Raw genomic sequence first — 17,202 nt, 5'->3', positions numbered from 1 at the left:
GTAAAGCTAGTATTGCATTGAAAGTTGTTCTTTCATGGCAGCATAATCGAGAAGGTCAGTGTGTTTTTTGATTCTGTGATTATTAACGTCCACGATTAAAGTGGTGACACCAGGTATCGCAACTTCGATGATTTTACCGGGTTTTCCAAATTGTTTACCTGGCCCTTTTAGGTAATAGTTGCCAATCATGATCACCAGTGAGCCAGAGTTATACATTTGTTCGATATTAAATTCATATTCATGGACGTGGGCATGGGCTCTTTTTAGAAAGGTTAAGATATCCCTTGCACCAGTGTAGCTTTTGCCGGCGGTTCTATCTTCAAAGGTACTGTCGCGATTATAAAAATTAAGAAGCTTACGATAATCATTATCGGTCACAGCTCTCATATATTGCAGTGCCATTTGCTGCTCTTTAGGTAAAGAATCGTATCCAAAACCGAAACTGAAGCTGGAAAAAAACAGAATAAGAATACTTAAGCATGCGTACATGGCTAATCCTTTAATTGTTGCTCTCTAAAGATGGGTAAACTTAAATGCCAGTATAGAGCAGCTAGCCTGAGAGTTAATGCAGATAATAGGGCTAAGCCTGCTGTAACACTATAATGCCAATTAAACTCAATGCCAAGGGTGTATACTATGCCACCTAGGATCGCGGCAGTAGCATAGATTTCAGTGCGAAGCACCATGGGAACTTGGCGACATAAGATATCTCTGATGACCCCGCCACCCACGCCAGTAATGACCCCCATAATAACAGCGATCATACCGTCATGACCAAAAGATAAAGCCTTATCAGCGCCAATCACGCAAAATAAAGCTAAGCCGCAAGCATCTGCGATAGGCAAAACTGACTTTGGTGCTTTAGTGGGGGTTTTCCAAAACAGCATCGTAAGCAGTAATGTTAGCATTACCACATAGATGTAATTGGGATCGGTGATCCAAAAAACCGGTGTTGCGCCTAAAGCGATATCTCGTACTGTTCCTCCACCGACAGCGGTTACTGCTGCTAAAACTAAGGCACCAAACACATCCATATTGTGGCGTGCTGCAGCAAGGATCCCTGTAAGGGCGAAGACAGCGGTTCCGACAAGGTCAAAAAAATAAATCCAATCCATCAATATGTAATTCTAGTAGGTCATTAACAAAGCTAAAGTGACTATCGCTAGCCAAATTACTATTTTCTGCATAATGTAGGGCTTTTGTGCTTGCTGAGCAACAGTTTCTACTAAAATTCTTGGGGTATTAAGTTGCCAGTGGGGGTAATGAATTAATTCTCTTATCGCTGTTTTGGGGGTAACAAAAATGAACCAGATAACAAAAGGTATAAATTCAATAATTTGAGTAAGGGTGTGTGACCAGCCATGCTGTTTTTGTTGGTTGATATGTTTGAGTAGCAGCCAACTAAAAAGTACCGAACTGCCAAAAACTAAAAATAAAAAGCTGCTACTGATGAATTGCAGCTTAAATTTGTCTTCATTTTGTAGGGCAAGGGCAAGTATATAAAGCTCCAACATCCACGGAAAAGCCATTATATCGATGATAAATTGGTAGCCCATTATCAGAATGAAAAGTCCAATGAGCTGACTTATACCAAGTGCGAGTTTGCTGTATTTTTTGATGCAGAAGGCAAGGGCGTCGATCCCCTGCCAAGGCGCTGGAAGCTGTGGTAAGCGAGCTAAGAATGAAAACCATAACAGGGTACAAATACATAAGCTGGCTATCACAGGGTATCCTTTTAAATCAATTTAAGCATCGCCATGACTAACTCGGCTGAACGCTTTCCTGCTAATTTAATGTAGCTTTCAAAATCTACCGGCGAATCGTTATTGGCATTATCGGACAATGAGCGGATCACAACGAAAGGCACATTGAATTGATGGGCTGTCTGAGCAATGGCCGCGCCTTCCATCTCACATGCTGCTAAATTAGGGAAATGCTCTAACATAACTTTGGTGCGATTAGGATCGGCAATAAAGCTATCACCCGTACCAATTAATCCGGTAATGCCTTTATTGTCCATAGGTTCTAAGGCGACCTGAGCGGCATTAATTAAAGTCTGATCTGCCTTAAAAGTGGCCGGTTGTTGCGGTACTTGCCCCATGACATAGCCAAATGCGGTCGCATCAACGTCGTGGTGCAGTACTTCATCGGAAATAACCACATCACCAATGTCAAGCGTGTCCACAAAACCACCGGCAGAGCCAGTGTTGATAATATGGCTTGGTTGGTACTGACTGATCAGTAGAGTAGTTGCCACCGTAGCTGCTACTTTACCAATACCAGAGCGGGTGATAACCACTTCTACACCATCAATTTGGCCGCTATAAAATTCTACGCCAGCAATAGTTTGCTGCTGTTTGTTTGTTAGGGCTGCAACTAATGAAACAACTTCTGGCTCCATGGCGCCGATAATACCGATTTTCATAAACGACCTTTAAATTAGATTTGAAACGGCCGAAGTTTAACCTAAAACCTTGATAGACACCAAAAGAAAAGCCCCTAGTCATTATTACATAGGGGCTAAGAGGGGGAAGTTCTAGTGTATGTTTAGTCTAGGTAGTTAAGAATACCGACCGCAGCCTTGCGGCCTTCATCAATGGCGGTCACCACTAAATCAGAACCGCGGACCATATCACCGCCAGCAAATACTTTTGGATTGCTGGTTTGGTAGGCCTTATCAACATTGCTCGGGGCAATGACACGGCCTTTACTATCTAACTCAATGCCGTATTGCTCAAACCATGGCGCTGGACTAGGTTGAAAACCAAACGCAATCACAACTGCATCGGCTTCGAGTACATGCTCGCTGCCCTTAACGGCAACTGCGGCACGGCGGCCTGAAGCATCAGGGGCGGACAATTCGGTTTTAACAAACTTGACGCCGCTCACTTTGCCGCTGGCATCCACTTCAATGCCTACTGGCTGCACGTTAAAGTTAAAGTTAACGCCTTCTTCACGGGCATTGGTCACTTCACGGCGAGAACCTGGCATATTAGCTTCATCACGACGATAAGCACAGGTTACTTCGGTTGCACCTTGACGAACCGCAGTACGGACACAGTCCATGGCGGTATCACCACCACCTAGCACTACGACTTTTTGCCCTGCTAAAGACACAAATGGGTTGGCGCTATCGGTCGTGCCCATCACATTGTGGGTGTTGCCTATTAGGTATGGTAGGGCTTGCAAAACACCTTGGGCATCTTCGTTAGCAAGACCCGCTTGCATGGCTTTATAAGTGCCCATGCCTAGGAACACGGCATCGTGGCTATCAATTAGAGTTTGAAAATCGATGTCTTTGCCGATTTCAGTATTGAGTTTAAATTCAATACCCATACCTTCAAGGATGGTGCGGCGTTTAGCGATCACTTCCTTTTCAAGCTTGAACGAAGGAATACCGTAGGTTAATAGGCCGCCAATTTGTTGCTGTTTGTCATAGACGGTAGCTTTAATACCATTACGGGCTAATACATCGGCACAGGCAAGTCCTGCAGGGCCGGCGCCAATAATGGCGACTTTTTCGTGACGCACAGGTGCATTGGAAAGATCCGGCTTCCAGCCCATGGCAATCGCAGTATCGGTAATGTACTTTTCCACGTTACCAATAGTGACAGCACCAAACTCATCGTTTAGGGTACAAGCCCCTTCACAAAGCCTGTCTTGAGGGCAAACTCGACCACACATTTCAGGTAGCGAGTTGGTTTGGTGAGACAGTTCCGCTGCCTCAAAAATTTTGCCCTGTTTGGCCAATTCCAACCAGTTTGGTATGTAGTTATGAACTGGACACTTCCACTCACAGTATGGGTTACCACAATCCAGACAGCGATCAGATTGTTGTTTTACCTGGGCTTCTTCGAAGCTTTGATAAATTTCTACAAACTCTGTTTTACGGGTTTGCTTGGCAATTTTCGTTGGGTCCACACGACCAACTTCGATAAATTGAAAATCGTTATTCATGTGACCTCCTAGCTAGCCTTAACGTTTAATTGATTAGATTGCTCAAGATTAAGTAAATCTTGGCTGGCAATATTTTTAGGCTTAACTAACACAAATCGTGGTAACCAGTTTTCAAAATCAGCCAATATTTGCTGGGCATGCTCGGAACCTGTGGCTTTCACATGTTCTTCAATCAAGCCTTTTAGGTGCTGAATTTGAATATTTGAATCAACCGGAAGGGCTTCGACCATTTCGGTATTTAAGCGACGACTAAAGCGCTTATAACGGTCAAATACGTAGGCAAAGCCACCGGTCATACCCGCACCAAAGTTAACGCCAGTTTTACCAAGGACTAACACAATACCTCCGGTCATGTATTCACAACCGTTATCGCCGACACCTTCAACCACGGCAATCGCACCAGAGTTACGAACCCCAAAGCGTTCACCGGCGCGACCTGCGGCAAATAATTTACCGCCAGTAGCACCATATAAACAGGTGTTACCAATAATAGAGGCTTCGTTGGAGGCAAAAGTACTATTACTCGGTGGACGAATGCTAATTTGGCCACCGTTCATGCCTTTACCTACATAATCATTAGCATCACCTTCAACGTTAATATTTAAGCCTTTAGCGTTCCAAACCCCTAGGGATTGTCCTGCGGTGCCTTTAAAGTTGAATTCAAGGGTGCTTGCCATACCATCACGGCCATGGGTTTTGGCAATATAGCCAGAAATAGCCGCGCCAACTGAACGATCAGTATTGCGAATACTTAAGTCCCAAGATTGATCTTGGTTGGCTTCAATCGCGGCTTTAGCCTGAGCCAGCATATTGAGGTTGAGCTGACCTTTGTCATCAGGAGTGTTGTTTTCAGTGCATACCGCCGCACTGCCTGCAGGAATTGCCGGCATATCAAGGATATCACTTAGCTGTAAACCTAGCTGTTTGTTAGTGACGCCTTCGACTTGTGCTAACAAATCAGTACGACCAACTAAGTCTTCAAGTTTGCTCACACCAAGCTTAGCCATATACTGGCGAACATCTTCGGCAATAAATTCGAAGTAGTTAATCACTTTTTCTGGCATGCCGTGATAATGCTTATCACGCAGCTCTTGGTTTTGGGTGGCAACACCTGTAGCACAGTTATTAAGGTGACAAATACGCAGGTATTTACAACCTAGGGCCACCATTGGTGCGGTACCAAAGCCAAAGCTTTCGGCCCCTAAAATGGCGCCTTTGATGACATCCATAGCCGTTTTCAGGCCACCATCGACTTGTAAACGAACCTTATGGCGTAGACCGTTAGCCACCAGTGCTTGATGAACTTCTGCCAGTCCTAGCTCCCATGGCGAGCCCGCATATTTAACCGAAGTTAATGGGCTGGCCGCCGTACCGCCATCATAACCAGACACGGTGATTAAGTCGGCATAGGCTTTAGCCACACCGGTGGCGATAGTGCCAATGCCTGGCTCAGATACCAGTTTCACTGACACCAATGCGGTTGGGTTAATTTGTTTTAGATCGAAAATAAGCTGGGCTAAATCTTCAATCGAATAAATATCATGGTGTGGTGGTGGCGAAATTAACGTCACACCTGGACGCGAGTGACGCAGACCAGCAATCTCTACACTCACCTTATGACCCGGTAGCTGACCACCTTCACCAGGCTTAGCCCCTTGGGCGACTTTAATTTGCAATACATCGGCATTCACAAGGTAGTGCGCTGTTACACCAAAGCGACCAGAAGCAATCTGCTTAATCGAAGAGTTTGCTAAACTATTGAAACGGCGTGGATCTTCACCACCTTCACCTGAGTTAGAGCGACCTCCAAGAGTATTCATAGCCACGGCTAAGGCTTCATGGGCCTCAGGGCTTAGTGCTCCGATACTCATCGCTGCAGTATCAAATCTTGGGTATAACGCGTTTGCTGCTTCCACTTTATCTAGGGCAAGTGGGCTATCTGCATATTGCAGCGCTAATAAATCCCTAAGGGTCGCAGGAGAACGCTCATCGACTAACTGATTAAAGGTATTAAAGGCGTTACGGTCTTTGTTATTTAATGCCAGTTGTAAGTTGGTGATCACATCTGGGTTGTAGCTGTGGTATTCACCACCTTCTACGTATTTCAGTAAACCACCATGGGCCAGCTTAACGTGGGCACGATGAGCCGAGCGGTGTAGTGACACTAAGTCTTGTTCTAATGCCTCAAAGCTGGCACCACTAATACGGCTAGTCACCCCTTTAAAACACAATTCGACCACTTCTTCACTGAGACCAATGGCTTCAAATAACATCGATGAACGGTAGCTAGCAATACAGCTAATGCCCATCTTAGACATGATTTTACGCAGACCCTTATCAATACCTTTACGGTAGTTCAGCATCAGTTGTACAAAGCTTTGATCGGAACCTTTTTGAGTGGCCAAAGCACCAATGCTTTCTAATGCTAGGTATGGGTATACTGCGGTTGCACCAAAACCAATTAATACTGCAAAGTGATGGGGATCCCTTGCCGATGCGGTCTCAACAATAATGTTCGAATCGCAGCGAAGACTTTGTTCGATCAGGCGCTGTTGCACAGCACCAGTTGCCATAGCTGCAGGGACCGCTAATGTATCTTTAGACACGGCACGATCGGTTAATATAACTAAAGCAGTACCGGAGCGGACTAGCCGCTCAGCTTCGTTGCAAATGCGCTTAATCGCTTTTTCTAGCCCTTCACTAGGGGCATAGTTAAGGTCAATTTTGTTGGCACGGTAATAAGCATCATTGAGCGACAATAATTGTTTAAAGTCACTGTAAAGTAGAATTGGGGATTCAAATACAACGCGATGCGCCTGCCCTGTAGTTTCAACTAATACATTGTGCTCTCGACCCACGCAAGTCGCCAATGACATCACATGCTGTTCTCGTAAAGGATCGATCGGTGGGTTGGTCACCTGGGCAAACATTTGGCGGAAGTAGTCATAAATACTGCGCTGTTTATGGGACAGAACAGCCATTGGCGTATCATCACCCATAGAGCCAATCGCTTCTTCGCCTTTGCTCGCTAGAACCCATAAAATCTGTTCGAGTTCTTCGCGAGAACAATTAAATTGTTTTTGGTACCTATCTAAGCTTGCTTGGTCAAATTCACAAATGCCTAATTCTTTGGCAGCGAGGGCTGAGGCATTGGTTAACTTTAAGCTGTTCTTTTCTAGCCATTCTTTATAAGGGTGACGTGCTTTTAATTCGTTATCAATTTCACCCGATGGCAGTAATTTACCCGTTGCCGTGTCTAATACTAACAACTCACCTGGGCCAACTCGGCCTTTTGAAAGCACCGAATCGTCGTAGTAATCCCAAATACCCACTTCTGAGGCTAGGGTGAGAATACGGTCTTTAGTGATCACATAACGGGATGGGCGCAAGCCGTTACGGTCAACGGTACAAGCCACATGGCGGCCGTTGGTAAATACGATCCCAGCAGGACCATCCCAAGGCTCCATATGCATCGAGTTAAATTCGTAGAAGGCTTTTAGCTCTTCGTCCATTTCTGGGTGGTTTTGCCATGCTGGTGGAATAAGCAGACGCATAGCACGGTATAAATCCATGCCTCCTACTAACAGGACTTCTAGCATGTTATCCAGTGAAGAAGAGTCTGAGCCACTTTGGTTTACAAATGGCGCGGCATCTTGTAAATCTGGTAGCAGCGGTGAGGCCAACTTATAACCCCTAGCCTTAGCCCACTGACGATTGGCGCTAATGGTATTAATTTCACCATTATGAGCTAAATAGCGGAAAGGCTGAGCCAACCGCCACTTAGGCTGGGTGTTGGTAGAAAAGCGCTGATGGAATAAACAAATGGAGCTTTGCATGCGCTCATCACCCAAATCCTTAAAGAACAGGGGTAAATCTGCCGGTAGCGTCAAGCCTTTATAAATAACCATTTGCCCTGATAATGAAGCAATATAAAAATCATCAGATTGGCCAATCTGTTTTTCGATTCGCCTACGAGCCATATAAAGTCGACGCTCAAGATCTCTATTAAGCCAACCAGCAGGGGCATTAACAAACACCTGTTCTATTTGAGGCAAAGATTGGGCAGCAATTTTTCCAAGCACACTGGGATCGATAGGCACTTCACGCCAACCGACAATGGGTAAATTTTCTTTTTCTAATTCCTGCTCAAACACTCGTCGCTGTTGCTGAGCTAATACGGGGTCTTGGGCAAGAAACACCATACCCACGGCATACTTTTTGGCTAGATTCCAGCCTAAGCGTTCAGCTTCATCGCGAAACAGCTTTTCTGGTTGGGTAAGAAGTAAGCCACAACCATCTCCAGTTTTGCCATCTGAAGAAATACCTCCCCTGTGCTTCATCCTATCAAGGGCGTGAATGGCTGTTTTAACAATTTTATGGCTGGCTTCGCCATCCATTTGGGCAATTAAGCCGAAACCACAATTCTCTTTCTCAAATCTGGAATGATTTAAGCCCATGCCTAAACCTCCTACTGTTACTATCCATAGAAATAGGAATTCATTACAATTATGTAATATCTATTCACATTAGGATAACAAGGTACTCATTATAAGCATAAAAATCAATGCTGAATTGATATGAAATTTTGTAATAATCTTACTAAAGATGGTGATTTATATTGTAAAAATATCGACTTAAGCCCCAGGCAAGCCCCTGTTTATGGTTGGTTTTGTCTACTTTTTAGTTGTGGTCAGAGCTGTTGCTGTATTTTAATTACAGGATTTCACAATGTCCCACTGTGAATTTAATCTCGTTATTTGTGACTAATTATTCTTATATAGAACGAGTTGTAGAGGGTTGCTTAATATTTGCTGTTGAAATATTGTACAAAATGGCTGGTTGAAGGTGAACGGTGATCTTTTTTAAACAATTGTTAAGGAGTTGTTTTGTTTCTGGTGTTAATTCGCTGGGAACGACTTTAACTGCTTGTCTTTTAGCACAATAGATAAGATATTGACCTTAAAAGTGATCAACTTAACATTTTTGCCGGAGATAATAATAATGAATCAAGAACCTCTCAATGAAATTTTAGATCTACATACTCTGGAACAATATATTACGGCGATAGGCGCAGCGACTTTGTTGAAAAGTGTTGTGTTGTTTGAAGGCCTAATGCCAGAGTACATAGCAAAATTAGAAAGCCACTATAAAGCCCAAGAAAAGAAAGCCTTATGTGAAGAGGCCCATAAGTTTAAAGGTGCTGCAGGATCGGTTGGTTTATTGCGTTTACATATGCTGGCTGAAAATCTTCAACATGGTGAACGTGAACAGTGGCAAGAGCAACACCCCATTTGGATTGAAGCGATTTTATCGAATGCTCAAGCGGACTTGAAATTGCTAAGCGATTACCTGAATTCTAAGTGTTAAATAAAATGCCCGTATCTGAAGATACGGGCATTTTTGTTTCACTTTAGCAATGCGCTTATTTAATACCTCTACGCTCTAATAGCGCTTGAGTTGTTGGCTCTTGGCCACGGAAGTTTTTATAGGTTTCCAACATATCAATAGTGTTACCTACACTGAGGATATGTTTTCGGAAGCGGTCGCCATTCTCACGTGTTAAGCCGCCATTATTTTGCATATGCTTAAAGGCATCGGCAGCGAATACTTCAGACCAAAGGTAGGCGTAATAACTGGCAGAATAACCCCCAGCGAAGGTGTGAGAGAAATAAGCCGATTTATAACGGGGAGGAACAACGTCTACATCAACTCCGTGTAATTTCAATGCTGCAGATTCAAATTTTGCAACTTGTAGGTCTTCGACTTTCATTTCTGCGCCAAAGGCATGCCATTGCTGATCCAGCATCGCTGCCGACATATACTCTAAAGTATCAAAGCCTTGGTTAAATTTATTGGCTTCTAATGCTTTGTTTAATAGCTCTTGAGGGATCACCTCACCCGTTTCATGATGTTTGGCGTAATTAGCTAAAATCATGGGATTAAGAGCCCAGTCTTCTTGAACCGTAGAAGGGAATTCAACGACGTCTCGGGCGACTGCTGTTCCCGCTAACGAAGGGTAGTAAACATCGGAAAACATACCGTGTAAAGCGTGCCCCATTTCATGGAACATAGTACCAACGTTATCTAGGCTTACAAGCTGAGGTTGGCCGGCGGCTGCTTTGGGGATATTTAATACGTTAACAATAACAGGCTTGGTACCTTTCATCGCGCTTTGACGAACGAATGCACTCATCCAAGCACCGCCACGCTTGCCTTCTCGAGCAAAATAATCACCATAAAATAGTGCGATAGATTGTCCATCTTGGTCAAATACTTCATAAGCCAACACATCAGGTTGGTAAACCGGTAAATCCGTGCGAGCTTTGAAAGTAATACCAAACAGTTTTTCCATAGTGAAGAACACGCCATTTTCTAACACGCTCTTAAATTCAAAGTATTGTTGTAGCTCAGCTTCATCAAAAGCATACTTTTGTTGCTTAACTTTGGCTGCATAATATTCCCAGTCCCAAGGTTGAGCCGTAAAGCTTTGGCCAGATGCCTCAATGCTATTTTGAATTGCCGTTAATTCCTTTTTAGTATTGTTTACGACTGCAGGCACCATTGACGCAAACATCTCCAGTACTGCTTCTGGTTTTTTCGCCGAAGCTGCTTGTAAGCGATATTCCGCCCAGTTGTTATAACCGAGTAATTCGGCCTTTTGAGCTCGCAATGTGGTTAATTTAGGAATGATGTCTGTGGTTTTATATTTACCAGTCGTGCCTCGATAGGCTGAAGCTGTCCATAATTGCTCACGAGTGTTGCGGTTGTTTAGCTTGGTTAACATTGGATGACGGGTAGTATTGCTTAGTTTAATCGCATATTTACCAGCGTGGCCTGTATCTTCGGCAAGCTCCCTTGCTGCTGCTATTTCCCCACTACTTAAACCATCTAGTGCAGCTGCATCAGCTACAACAACGACTTCTTCATTTAAAATACCCAATAACTTTTGGCTGAAGTCATTTTGTAATTCGGCAATTTGTTTGTTTAAGTCTCTCACTACTTGCTTTTGTTCATCAGTTAATTGAGCGCCAGCTCGAACAAAGCTTTGATGGGTGATTTCAAGTAGACGTGCCTGCTCTGAGGTTAAGTTTAAGTCGTTAATTTGCTTTAAAAGGCTATCAACACGATCGAAAAGTTTTTTATTTAGGTAGATGTCATCATTAAACGCTGACATTTTAGGGGCAAGTTCAGCCTGCAGAGCACGGATCCCTTCGGTACTCATCGAGCTGGTTAGGTTATAAAAAACATTGGTGGCACGTTCAAGTAATTCACCAGATGCTTCCATTGCTTCGATGGTATTAGCAAATGTGGCAGCTTGAGGATTATTAGCAATAGTTGCTATTTCTTTTAGGTTTTGGCTTATCCCGGCTTCGATTGCTTCTTTGAAATGGGACTCTTCAATAATATCAAACTGCGGAGCTTGATACTGTAGTGGGCTTTTACTCAATAGCGGATTGCCACTGTGTGCTTGCTCAGCATGTATCTGTTGTGTTTCTGGGGTTTGCGGTGAGCACGCAGATAATGCCAGAGCGATACTGAGAGCGAGACTTTTTTTAAGCATGAGAATTCCTTATTGTATAAATTATATTTTCCATAGCGGTACTATTGTTACTAAAGTTGTTTTTTAAATCAAATTTTTACCGAATATGCCTTTATAATTGTTTATATTAATGTTTTAAGTGACTTTTTAAGGATGAATTAAGTGCAAATCAAACAGCATATCGTGGATATTGAGACGCCTACAGGGTCAATGCGGAATTATATTTACAGGCCCAAGTCTGAAGGGGCGTTTGCTCCAATTATTTTTTACTCGGAAATATTTCAGCATACCGATCCAATATCAAGGGCGGCAGCAATTCTAGCAGGGCATGGATTTTGCGTGATTGTACCCGAGGTTTTTCATGAGTTTAATCCAATAGGTACCGTCTTGGGCTATGACGATATAGGCAAAAACAAAGGCAATAATGACAAGCATAGCAAACCTTTAACCCAGTATGATTCAGATAATGAAGCATTGATTCAGTGGCTGAGTCTGCAAGATTACACCACAGACAAGGTAGGGGTGATAGGTGTCTGTATTGGTGGCCATTTAGCCTTTAGAGCGGCATTGCAACCTCAGGTAAAGGCCGCATTCTGTCTATACGCGACCGACATCCACAGTGGAACGTTACCGGCACCTTCCGAGCAGCAGTCTTTAGCGAGAAGCCATGAAATCAGCGCGGAACTTGTAATGGTGTGGGGCAAGCAAGATCCCCATGTTGATGCATCAGGTCGTGAACAAATCTATCGTCACTTGCGTGATGCTGGGGTAAATCATGTGTGGCTTGAGGTCAACGCTGAACATGCTTTTATGCGTGATAATGACGCGAGATATGATCCTGCTTTAGCGCTACAGATGTATAGTGAAGCAGTGGCTTTATTCAATCGCACATTAAAATAAACCAGTAAAATCTTTCAAGGTCATTAGGGTTTTAGTCAGTTAGGCAATAGTATTATTAATAAAGCAGACAAGCGGATATTAATTTGCCTAACACTTTTGTTATGATAAACCTGTGTAAATGACTAAGCCCGATCAATAATGGCTTCCTTGCTTGATAAAGAGAGTTTTAATGGCACAAAATCGCAATCACCAAAAGATAGATAAACAAGTTAGCCAACTTAAGGTTCCGCCTCATTCTATTGAAGCGGAACAGTCTGTACTTGGTGGCTTGATGTTAGATGCGGAAGCTTGGGATAGGGTGTCCGAGGCGGTGACCAAAGAGGATTTTTATTCTCGTGCCCACCAAATGATCTTTGACGCTATGGCAACCTTGGTTGAAGGTGGCCAGCCACTTGATTTGATCACCGTGTCTGAATCTTTGGAGCTAAACCAACAATTAGAGGATGCGGGTGGCTTTGCTTACCTGGCAGAAATTGCTAAAAACACACCTAGTGCCTCTAATATTATATCGTACGCTGATATCGTCCGTGAACGTGCTGTGGTGCGCGATATGATCAAAGTCGCCAATGAAATTGCTGATGCTGGCTTCAACCCAGAGGGCAGGGACTCTGCACAGTTGTTAGACTTAGCCGAGTCTAAAGTATTTAAAATTGCCGAATCTCGCGGGAACGATAAAGAAGGTCCAGAAAACATTAAGTCTATTCTGGACAAAACCGTAGACAGAATTGAAAAGCTCTACAACAACCCACACAACGGTGTTACTGGGGTATCTAGTGGTTATAACGATCTTGATAAGATGACCGCTGGCTTACAACCGTCAGACTTAATCATTGTGGCAGCAAGGCCGTCTATGGGAAAAACCACCTTTGCCATGAACCTGTGTGAATACGCTGCCCTAAATGAAGATAAGCCAGTGCTTATTTTCTCATTAGAGATGCCTTCTGAGCAGATTATGATGAGGATGCTGGCATCGTTAGGTCGTATTAATCAGACCAATATCCGTACCGGTCAGCTAGATGATGAAGATTGGGCGCGAGTCTCCTCGACGATGGGGATAATGCTTGAACAAGGCAAGATGTACATTGATGACAGCTCAGGTCTAACACCAACCGAAGTGCGTTCCCGTGCTCGCCGTATTGCCCGTGAACATGGCGGCCTATCAATGATCATGATTGACTACTTGCAGCTGATGCAGGTACCGGGGTTATCGGATAACCGTACTTTAGAGATTGCAGAGATTTCCCGTTCCTTGAAAGCTTTGGCGAAAGAATTACAAGTACCAGTTGTGGCACTGTCTCAGCTTAACCGCTCATTGGAGCAACGTGCTGACAAGCGTCCAGTTAACTCTGATTTGCGTGAGTCAGGCTCTATTGAGCAGGATGCTGACTTAATTATGTTTATCTATCGTGATGAAGTGTATAACGATGATTCACCAGATAAAGGCACAGCAGAAATTATTATTGGTAAGCAGCGTAATGGCCCGATTGGTCGCGTTAGATTACAGTTTGTTGGTCAGTTCTCTCGCTTCGATAATTACACTGGCGTCGATTACGACGATGAATACTAAAGGCTTGTTTTGAAGGTATTTCCTAGAGCGCAAATTGACATTACTGCATTACATCATAATGTTCTGCAGTTGCAAAAAATAGCCCCTCATTCCAAATTAATGGCCGTGGTTAAGGCCAATGCTTATGGCCATGGCTTAACCTCAATTTGCAAACACCTAACCGAAGTCGATGGTTTTGGTTTAGCCCGCTTAGAAGAAGCAATGCAAGTACGAGCAGCTGGGGTAGGTGCGCACTTATTACTGCTTGAAGGTGTTTTTAGGAGCAGCGATTTATACTATTTAGCCAGCCATAACATTGATACCGTTGTGCATCACCAAAGTCAGGTTGATATGCTTGAAGAGGTGACGTTAGCCAAGCCGATTAATGTTTGGATTAAAATTGATACGGGTATGCATCGGCTTGGGTTTTTAGCGGAGGAGTTTAATGATGCCTACCAAAGGCTATTAAATAACCCTAACGTGGCTAAACCGATTAACTTTATGACCCACTTCGGTTGTGCGGATGATCAAGCGAACCCAGTTACCCTTCAGCAAATCCAGCGCTTCAATGAATTAACCCAGGGTCTAGAAGGTCAGCGTACTTTAGCTAATTCCGCTGGTATTTTAGGGTATCAAGATGCCCACCAAGACTGGATCCGAGCAGGTATTGCCCTATATGGGGTCAGTCCTATTGAGGGGGATAGGGCGACCAATCATGGTCTGCAACCCGCGATGAGATTAATATCGAAACTGATTGCAGTTAGAGATCACAAGGCAGGCGAGCCCGTTGGTTATGGTGGTAGTTGGCGCAGCGAGCAAGATACCAAGCTTGGGGTAGTGGCCATAGGATATGGTGATGGCTATCCAAGAAATGCACCAACTGGAACTCCGGTCTATATTAATGGTAGGCGTGTACCTATTGTTGGCCGTGTTTCCATGGATATGTTGAGTGTTGACTTAGGTGCTGATTCTATTGATAAAGTGGGTGATGATGCCATTTTATGGGGGCCAGAGCTACCAGTAGAAGAGGTGGCGGAGTATATAGGCACCATAAGTTATGAACTTGTCACTAAGCTCACTCCTAGAGTCATGGTGGATTGTGAATAAAACACATCTAATAGGGGCGCTTGGCGCCCCTTTTTTGTTACTGCTAACAACCTCAGTACTGGCGAATAATGCTCCATCAAAGCCAGTCATTGAAATAAATCAAGAGACACAAACCAATGATTTGGTTGGCGTCCCTTTTGTGTTTGCTTCTGAAGAAATGAGCTTCACTATGGGGGCAGCGCTCATTGCAAAAGAGGTTGGGCAAAAGCAGGCTTCGGCGATAGCTATCGCGATGTACTCGAGCAATGACAGTTATGCCGCTTATACGGCGTTCAATCACTATCAACTGCCCAAGCTTAATAATTGGCTTTTTTCTGCAGAATATTACGCAGGGCATTTTACTCGTGGTCGTTATTATGTTGATGGTGCGCCAGGATTCCATAATGAAATTGCGGGCACTAATGAATCAAGTTTTGAAAATCGCATTCAAACCGTTGGTGACGAGCGCATGTTCCGCGTAAAAAGCGAATATGTGCTGGCTATTGGAGATGGTGCAAATGGCGCAATTGCCAGTCTTTACCAACAAAAGCATGCCGCACTTGGTTGGAATCCATTGAAAAATGGTGTTACCAGTTTAGGCATTAACCTCTATGGTGAATCCCAGCACTTAAAAGCATATGCTAATCCTTTTTATCAGGATAAAACCTTAGCAGCAGAAATAGAGCTAAGCTGGGATAACCGTGACTCTAAAAGTCATACAACTAGAGGCGGAAAAACCCATTTTAGAGTCACCCGGGACTTTGGCAGTAGCGAACGCAACCAATGGACTAAATGGGAATGGCAGCAGAGCCTATTTGTGCCGTTAGGGGGCAACGGCTTTGCCGAGCAGCAAGTACTGGCGTTTAATGCTTATTTGGCTGATACTCCAACTTGGAACAGTGGTGGTGTACCGCCCTCGTTTGCCGGAGTGCGTTTAGGTGGCTTTGAACGTTTGCGTGGCTTTTCTAGCAATCGTTACCATGGACGCAGTGCCATTAATTACGCCATGGAATATCGAGTCTTGCCTGAATGGCAGCCCTTAGGTAACTGGCCGATCTTCAACTTATATGACTTTGCCTGGTGGCAGTGGGTGGCATTTGCCGAGGTCGGTAGAGTGGCGAATGAGTTTGATCTAGGTACGCTGCATAAAAACATGCAATGGACATTGGGAGCGGGGGCCCGCTTCAAAGTTGAAGGGGTGGTGGTGCGAGCTGAATTTGCCCAGTCAAAAGAAGATAATCAATTTTGGATCATGATTAACCAGCCTTATTAAGCACAGTAGAAACTAGAAAGTGAAGACATTATTATTCTTTGATCGATTTGAGCATGACATTAAATCGGCAAGTAAAACCATTACTTTAAGGGACCTTGCTGAATCCGACTACCACCCTGGTGAGCTGGTGCAGCTGGTGGCCCTTGAAAGCCAAACCAATTGGGGACAGGCCAACATTAAGGCTAACACCCAAGTGCATTTTGATGAGCTAACCCAAAGCCATGCCCAGCAAGAAAACATGACTCTGGCTGAGCTCAAAAAACTGATTGTTGAGATTTACCCTAACGAGCGTCAGTACTATTGTATTGAGTTTGAGTATTTAGGTGACTAGTTAGCACGGGGCTCTTGGTTTTAAGTTACGCTCGGCTTTTCTAGTCTTTCCATGGAGTGCCGGGCTGCCGGTTTTGTATGTTTTTAAGCTGCGCTTAGCTTTTCAGGTTTGGGAGTCGCGGTGGCGACAGCACCCAAGGGGAGAGCGGGCTGCGCCCGCCGATATTCCAGGCATCCTGCCTTCCACCCTACGGGCCCGCTAAAGCGGTTCAAAATTGTTCCAGACAATTTTGTGGACTCCCCTCCTGCCCCCAACAGTTCTTGCTAGGCATCCATGCCTAGCACCTCTATTAACTCAATCAAATTAAGCGCAGAATGAAGGGGGGAATTGAGTAACGGTGCGTTATCAATGATACCGTTAACTAAAACGTTTTTGGACAAAAACGTGTCAGGATTTCTAGTGGTAACGCTTCATTCAGAGGCAAATAATTGTTGGCTAAAATGTGAAGCGAAGCGAAACTGAGCCAACTGTTAGCAGTCCCGCTTGAACAGCTTGTTGAACGAAGCCGCTTCGCGGCAGAAAAAGCATAGTGGAGAGTCTTCTTAAATACTTCTAGTGACCAATAACGG

General features: G+C 44.2%; 14 protein-coding genes. 6 read left to right on the top strand and 8 right to left on the bottom strand.

Translation table 11 applies throughout. The annotated features are described in order from the left end of the window. Nucleotides 1-6: 6 nt before the first annotated feature. The 6 genes from GFB48_RS04915 to gltB all read right to left on the bottom strand — a co-directional run bounded on the left by GFB48_RS04915 (nucleotide 7) and on the right by gltB (nucleotide 8,414). On the bottom strand, nucleotides 7-489 hold the full coding sequence (locus GFB48_RS04915; protein ID WP_163931996.1) for a nuclear transport factor 2 family protein: 483 nt from the start codon (nucleotides 487-489) through the stop codon (nucleotides 7-9). A 2-nt stretch (nucleotides 490-491) separates the two neighbouring features. Next, nucleotides 492-1,118 carry a trimeric intracellular cation channel family protein gene (locus tag GFB48_RS04910; RefSeq protein WP_163931993.1) on the bottom strand — a complete coding sequence of 209 codons (627 nt, stop codon included), beginning with the start codon at nucleotides 1,116-1,118 and terminating at the stop codon, nucleotides 492-494. Between the two features lie 9 nt (nucleotides 1,119-1,127). Next, on the bottom strand, nucleotides 1,128-1,724 hold the full coding sequence (locus GFB48_RS04905) for a hypothetical protein (RefSeq protein ID WP_163931990.1): 597 nt from the start codon (nucleotides 1,722-1,724) through the stop codon (nucleotides 1,128-1,130). An 11-nt stretch (nucleotides 1,725-1,735) separates the two neighbouring features. Then, nucleotides 1,736-2,425: a 5'-methylthioadenosine/adenosylhomocysteine nucleosidase gene (locus GFB48_RS04900; protein ID WP_163931987.1), complete on the bottom strand. Its 690-nt coding sequence runs from the start codon at nucleotides 2,423-2,425 to the stop codon at nucleotides 1,736-1,738. Between the two features lie 122 nt (nucleotides 2,426-2,547). Continuing rightward, nucleotides 2,548-3,957 (bottom strand): FAD-dependent oxidoreductase, encoded by a 1,410-nt coding sequence (locus GFB48_RS04895; RefSeq protein WP_163931984.1) that lies wholly within the window; start codon nucleotides 3,955-3,957, stop codon nucleotides 2,548-2,550. Nucleotides 3,958-3,965: 8 nt separating this feature from the next. Continuing rightward, nucleotides 3,966-8,414, bottom strand: coding sequence for a glutamate synthase large subunit (gene gltB / locus GFB48_RS04890; RefSeq protein ID WP_163931981.1), 4,449 nt, complete (start codon nucleotides 8,412-8,414; stop codon nucleotides 3,966-3,968). Nucleotides 8,415-8,958: 544 nt separating this feature from the next. Here gltB and GFB48_RS04885 point away from each other — a divergent pair. Then, nucleotides 8,959-9,324 (top strand): Hpt domain-containing protein, encoded by a 366-nt coding sequence (locus GFB48_RS04885; RefSeq protein WP_163931978.1) that lies wholly within the window; start codon nucleotides 8,959-8,961, stop codon nucleotides 9,322-9,324. A 55-nt stretch (nucleotides 9,325-9,379) separates the two neighbouring features. Here GFB48_RS04885 and GFB48_RS04880 read toward each other — a convergent pair whose 3' ends face one another. Beyond that, entirely contained in the window at nucleotides 9,380-11,518 is a 2,139-nt protein-coding gene (locus GFB48_RS04880; protein ID WP_163931976.1) for a M3 family metallopeptidase, read from the bottom strand. Nucleotides 11,519-11,659: 141 nt separating this feature from the next. Here GFB48_RS04880 and GFB48_RS04875 point away from each other — a divergent pair, with 141 nt between their 5' ends. From GFB48_RS04875 to yqfB, 5 genes are all read left to right on the top strand, one after another. Continuing rightward, nucleotides 11,660-12,397, top strand: coding sequence for a dienelactone hydrolase family protein (locus GFB48_RS04875; RefSeq protein ID WP_163931973.1), 738 nt, complete (start codon nucleotides 11,660-11,662; stop codon nucleotides 12,395-12,397). Nucleotides 12,398-12,566: 169 nt separating this feature from the next. Then, nucleotides 12,567-13,964: a replicative DNA helicase gene (gene dnaB / locus GFB48_RS04870; RefSeq protein WP_163931970.1), complete on the top strand. Its 1,398-nt coding sequence runs from the start codon at nucleotides 12,567-12,569 to the stop codon at nucleotides 13,962-13,964. A gap of 9 nt (nucleotides 13,965-13,973) precedes the next feature. Next, on the top strand, nucleotides 13,974-15,050 hold the full coding sequence (alr, locus tag GFB48_RS04865; RefSeq protein WP_163931966.1) for an alanine racemase: 1,077 nt from the start codon (nucleotides 13,974-13,976) through the stop codon (nucleotides 15,048-15,050). Then, on the top strand, nucleotides 15,043-16,302 hold the full coding sequence (locus tag GFB48_RS04860; protein ID WP_240464828.1) for a hypothetical protein: 1,260 nt from the start codon (nucleotides 15,043-15,045) through the stop codon (nucleotides 16,300-16,302). The genes alr and GFB48_RS04860 overlap by 8 nt, the downstream gene beginning before the upstream one ends. Before the next feature lie 19 nt (nucleotides 16,303-16,321). After that, nucleotides 16,322-16,633: a N(4)-acetylcytidine aminohydrolase gene (yqfB, locus tag GFB48_RS04855; RefSeq protein WP_163931963.1), complete on the top strand. Its 312-nt coding sequence runs from the start codon at nucleotides 16,322-16,324 to the stop codon at nucleotides 16,631-16,633. Between the two features lie 361 nt (nucleotides 16,634-16,994). Here yqfB and GFB48_RS17555 read toward each other — a convergent pair. Then, a partial coding sequence (locus GFB48_RS17555) for a hypothetical protein (RefSeq protein WP_205597682.1) occupies nucleotides 16,995-17,202 on the bottom strand: 208 nt, incomplete at its 5' end.

It is taken from the genome of Paraferrimonas sp. SM1919, from assembly GCF_010993985.1.
Lineage (GTDB): Bacteria > Pseudomonadota > Gammaproteobacteria > Enterobacterales > Shewanellaceae > SM1919.
This window is presented reverse-complemented; position numbering and strand designations above follow the sequence as displayed.

Bases quoted from the DNA above. Each gene is read 5' to 3' on its own strand.
- GFB48_RS04915 (WP_163931996.1), bottom strand. From the start codon at position 489: ATGTACGCATGCTTAAGTATTCTTATTCTGTTTTTTTCCAGCTTCAGT.
- GFB48_RS04900 (WP_163931987.1), bottom strand. From the start codon at position 2,425: ATGAAAATCGGTATTATCGGCGCCATGGAGCCAGAAGTTGTTTCATTA.
- GFB48_RS04895 (WP_163931984.1), bottom strand. From the start codon at position 3,957: ATGAATAACGATTTTCAATTTATCGAAGTTGGTCGTGTGGACCCAACG.
- gltB (WP_163931981.1), bottom strand. From the start codon at position 8,414: ATGGGCTTAAATCATTCCAGATTTGAGAAAGAGAATTGTGGTTTCGGC.
- GFB48_RS04885 (WP_163931978.1), top strand. From the start codon at position 8,959: ATGAATCAAGAACCTCTCAATGAAATTTTAGATCTACATACTCTGGAA.
- GFB48_RS04880 (WP_163931976.1), bottom strand. From the start codon at position 11,518: ATGCTTAAAAAAAGTCTCGCTCTCAGTATCGCTCTGGCATTATCTGCG.
- dnaB (WP_163931970.1), top strand. From the start codon at position 12,567: ATGGCACAAAATCGCAATCACCAAAAGATAGATAAACAAGTTAGCCAA.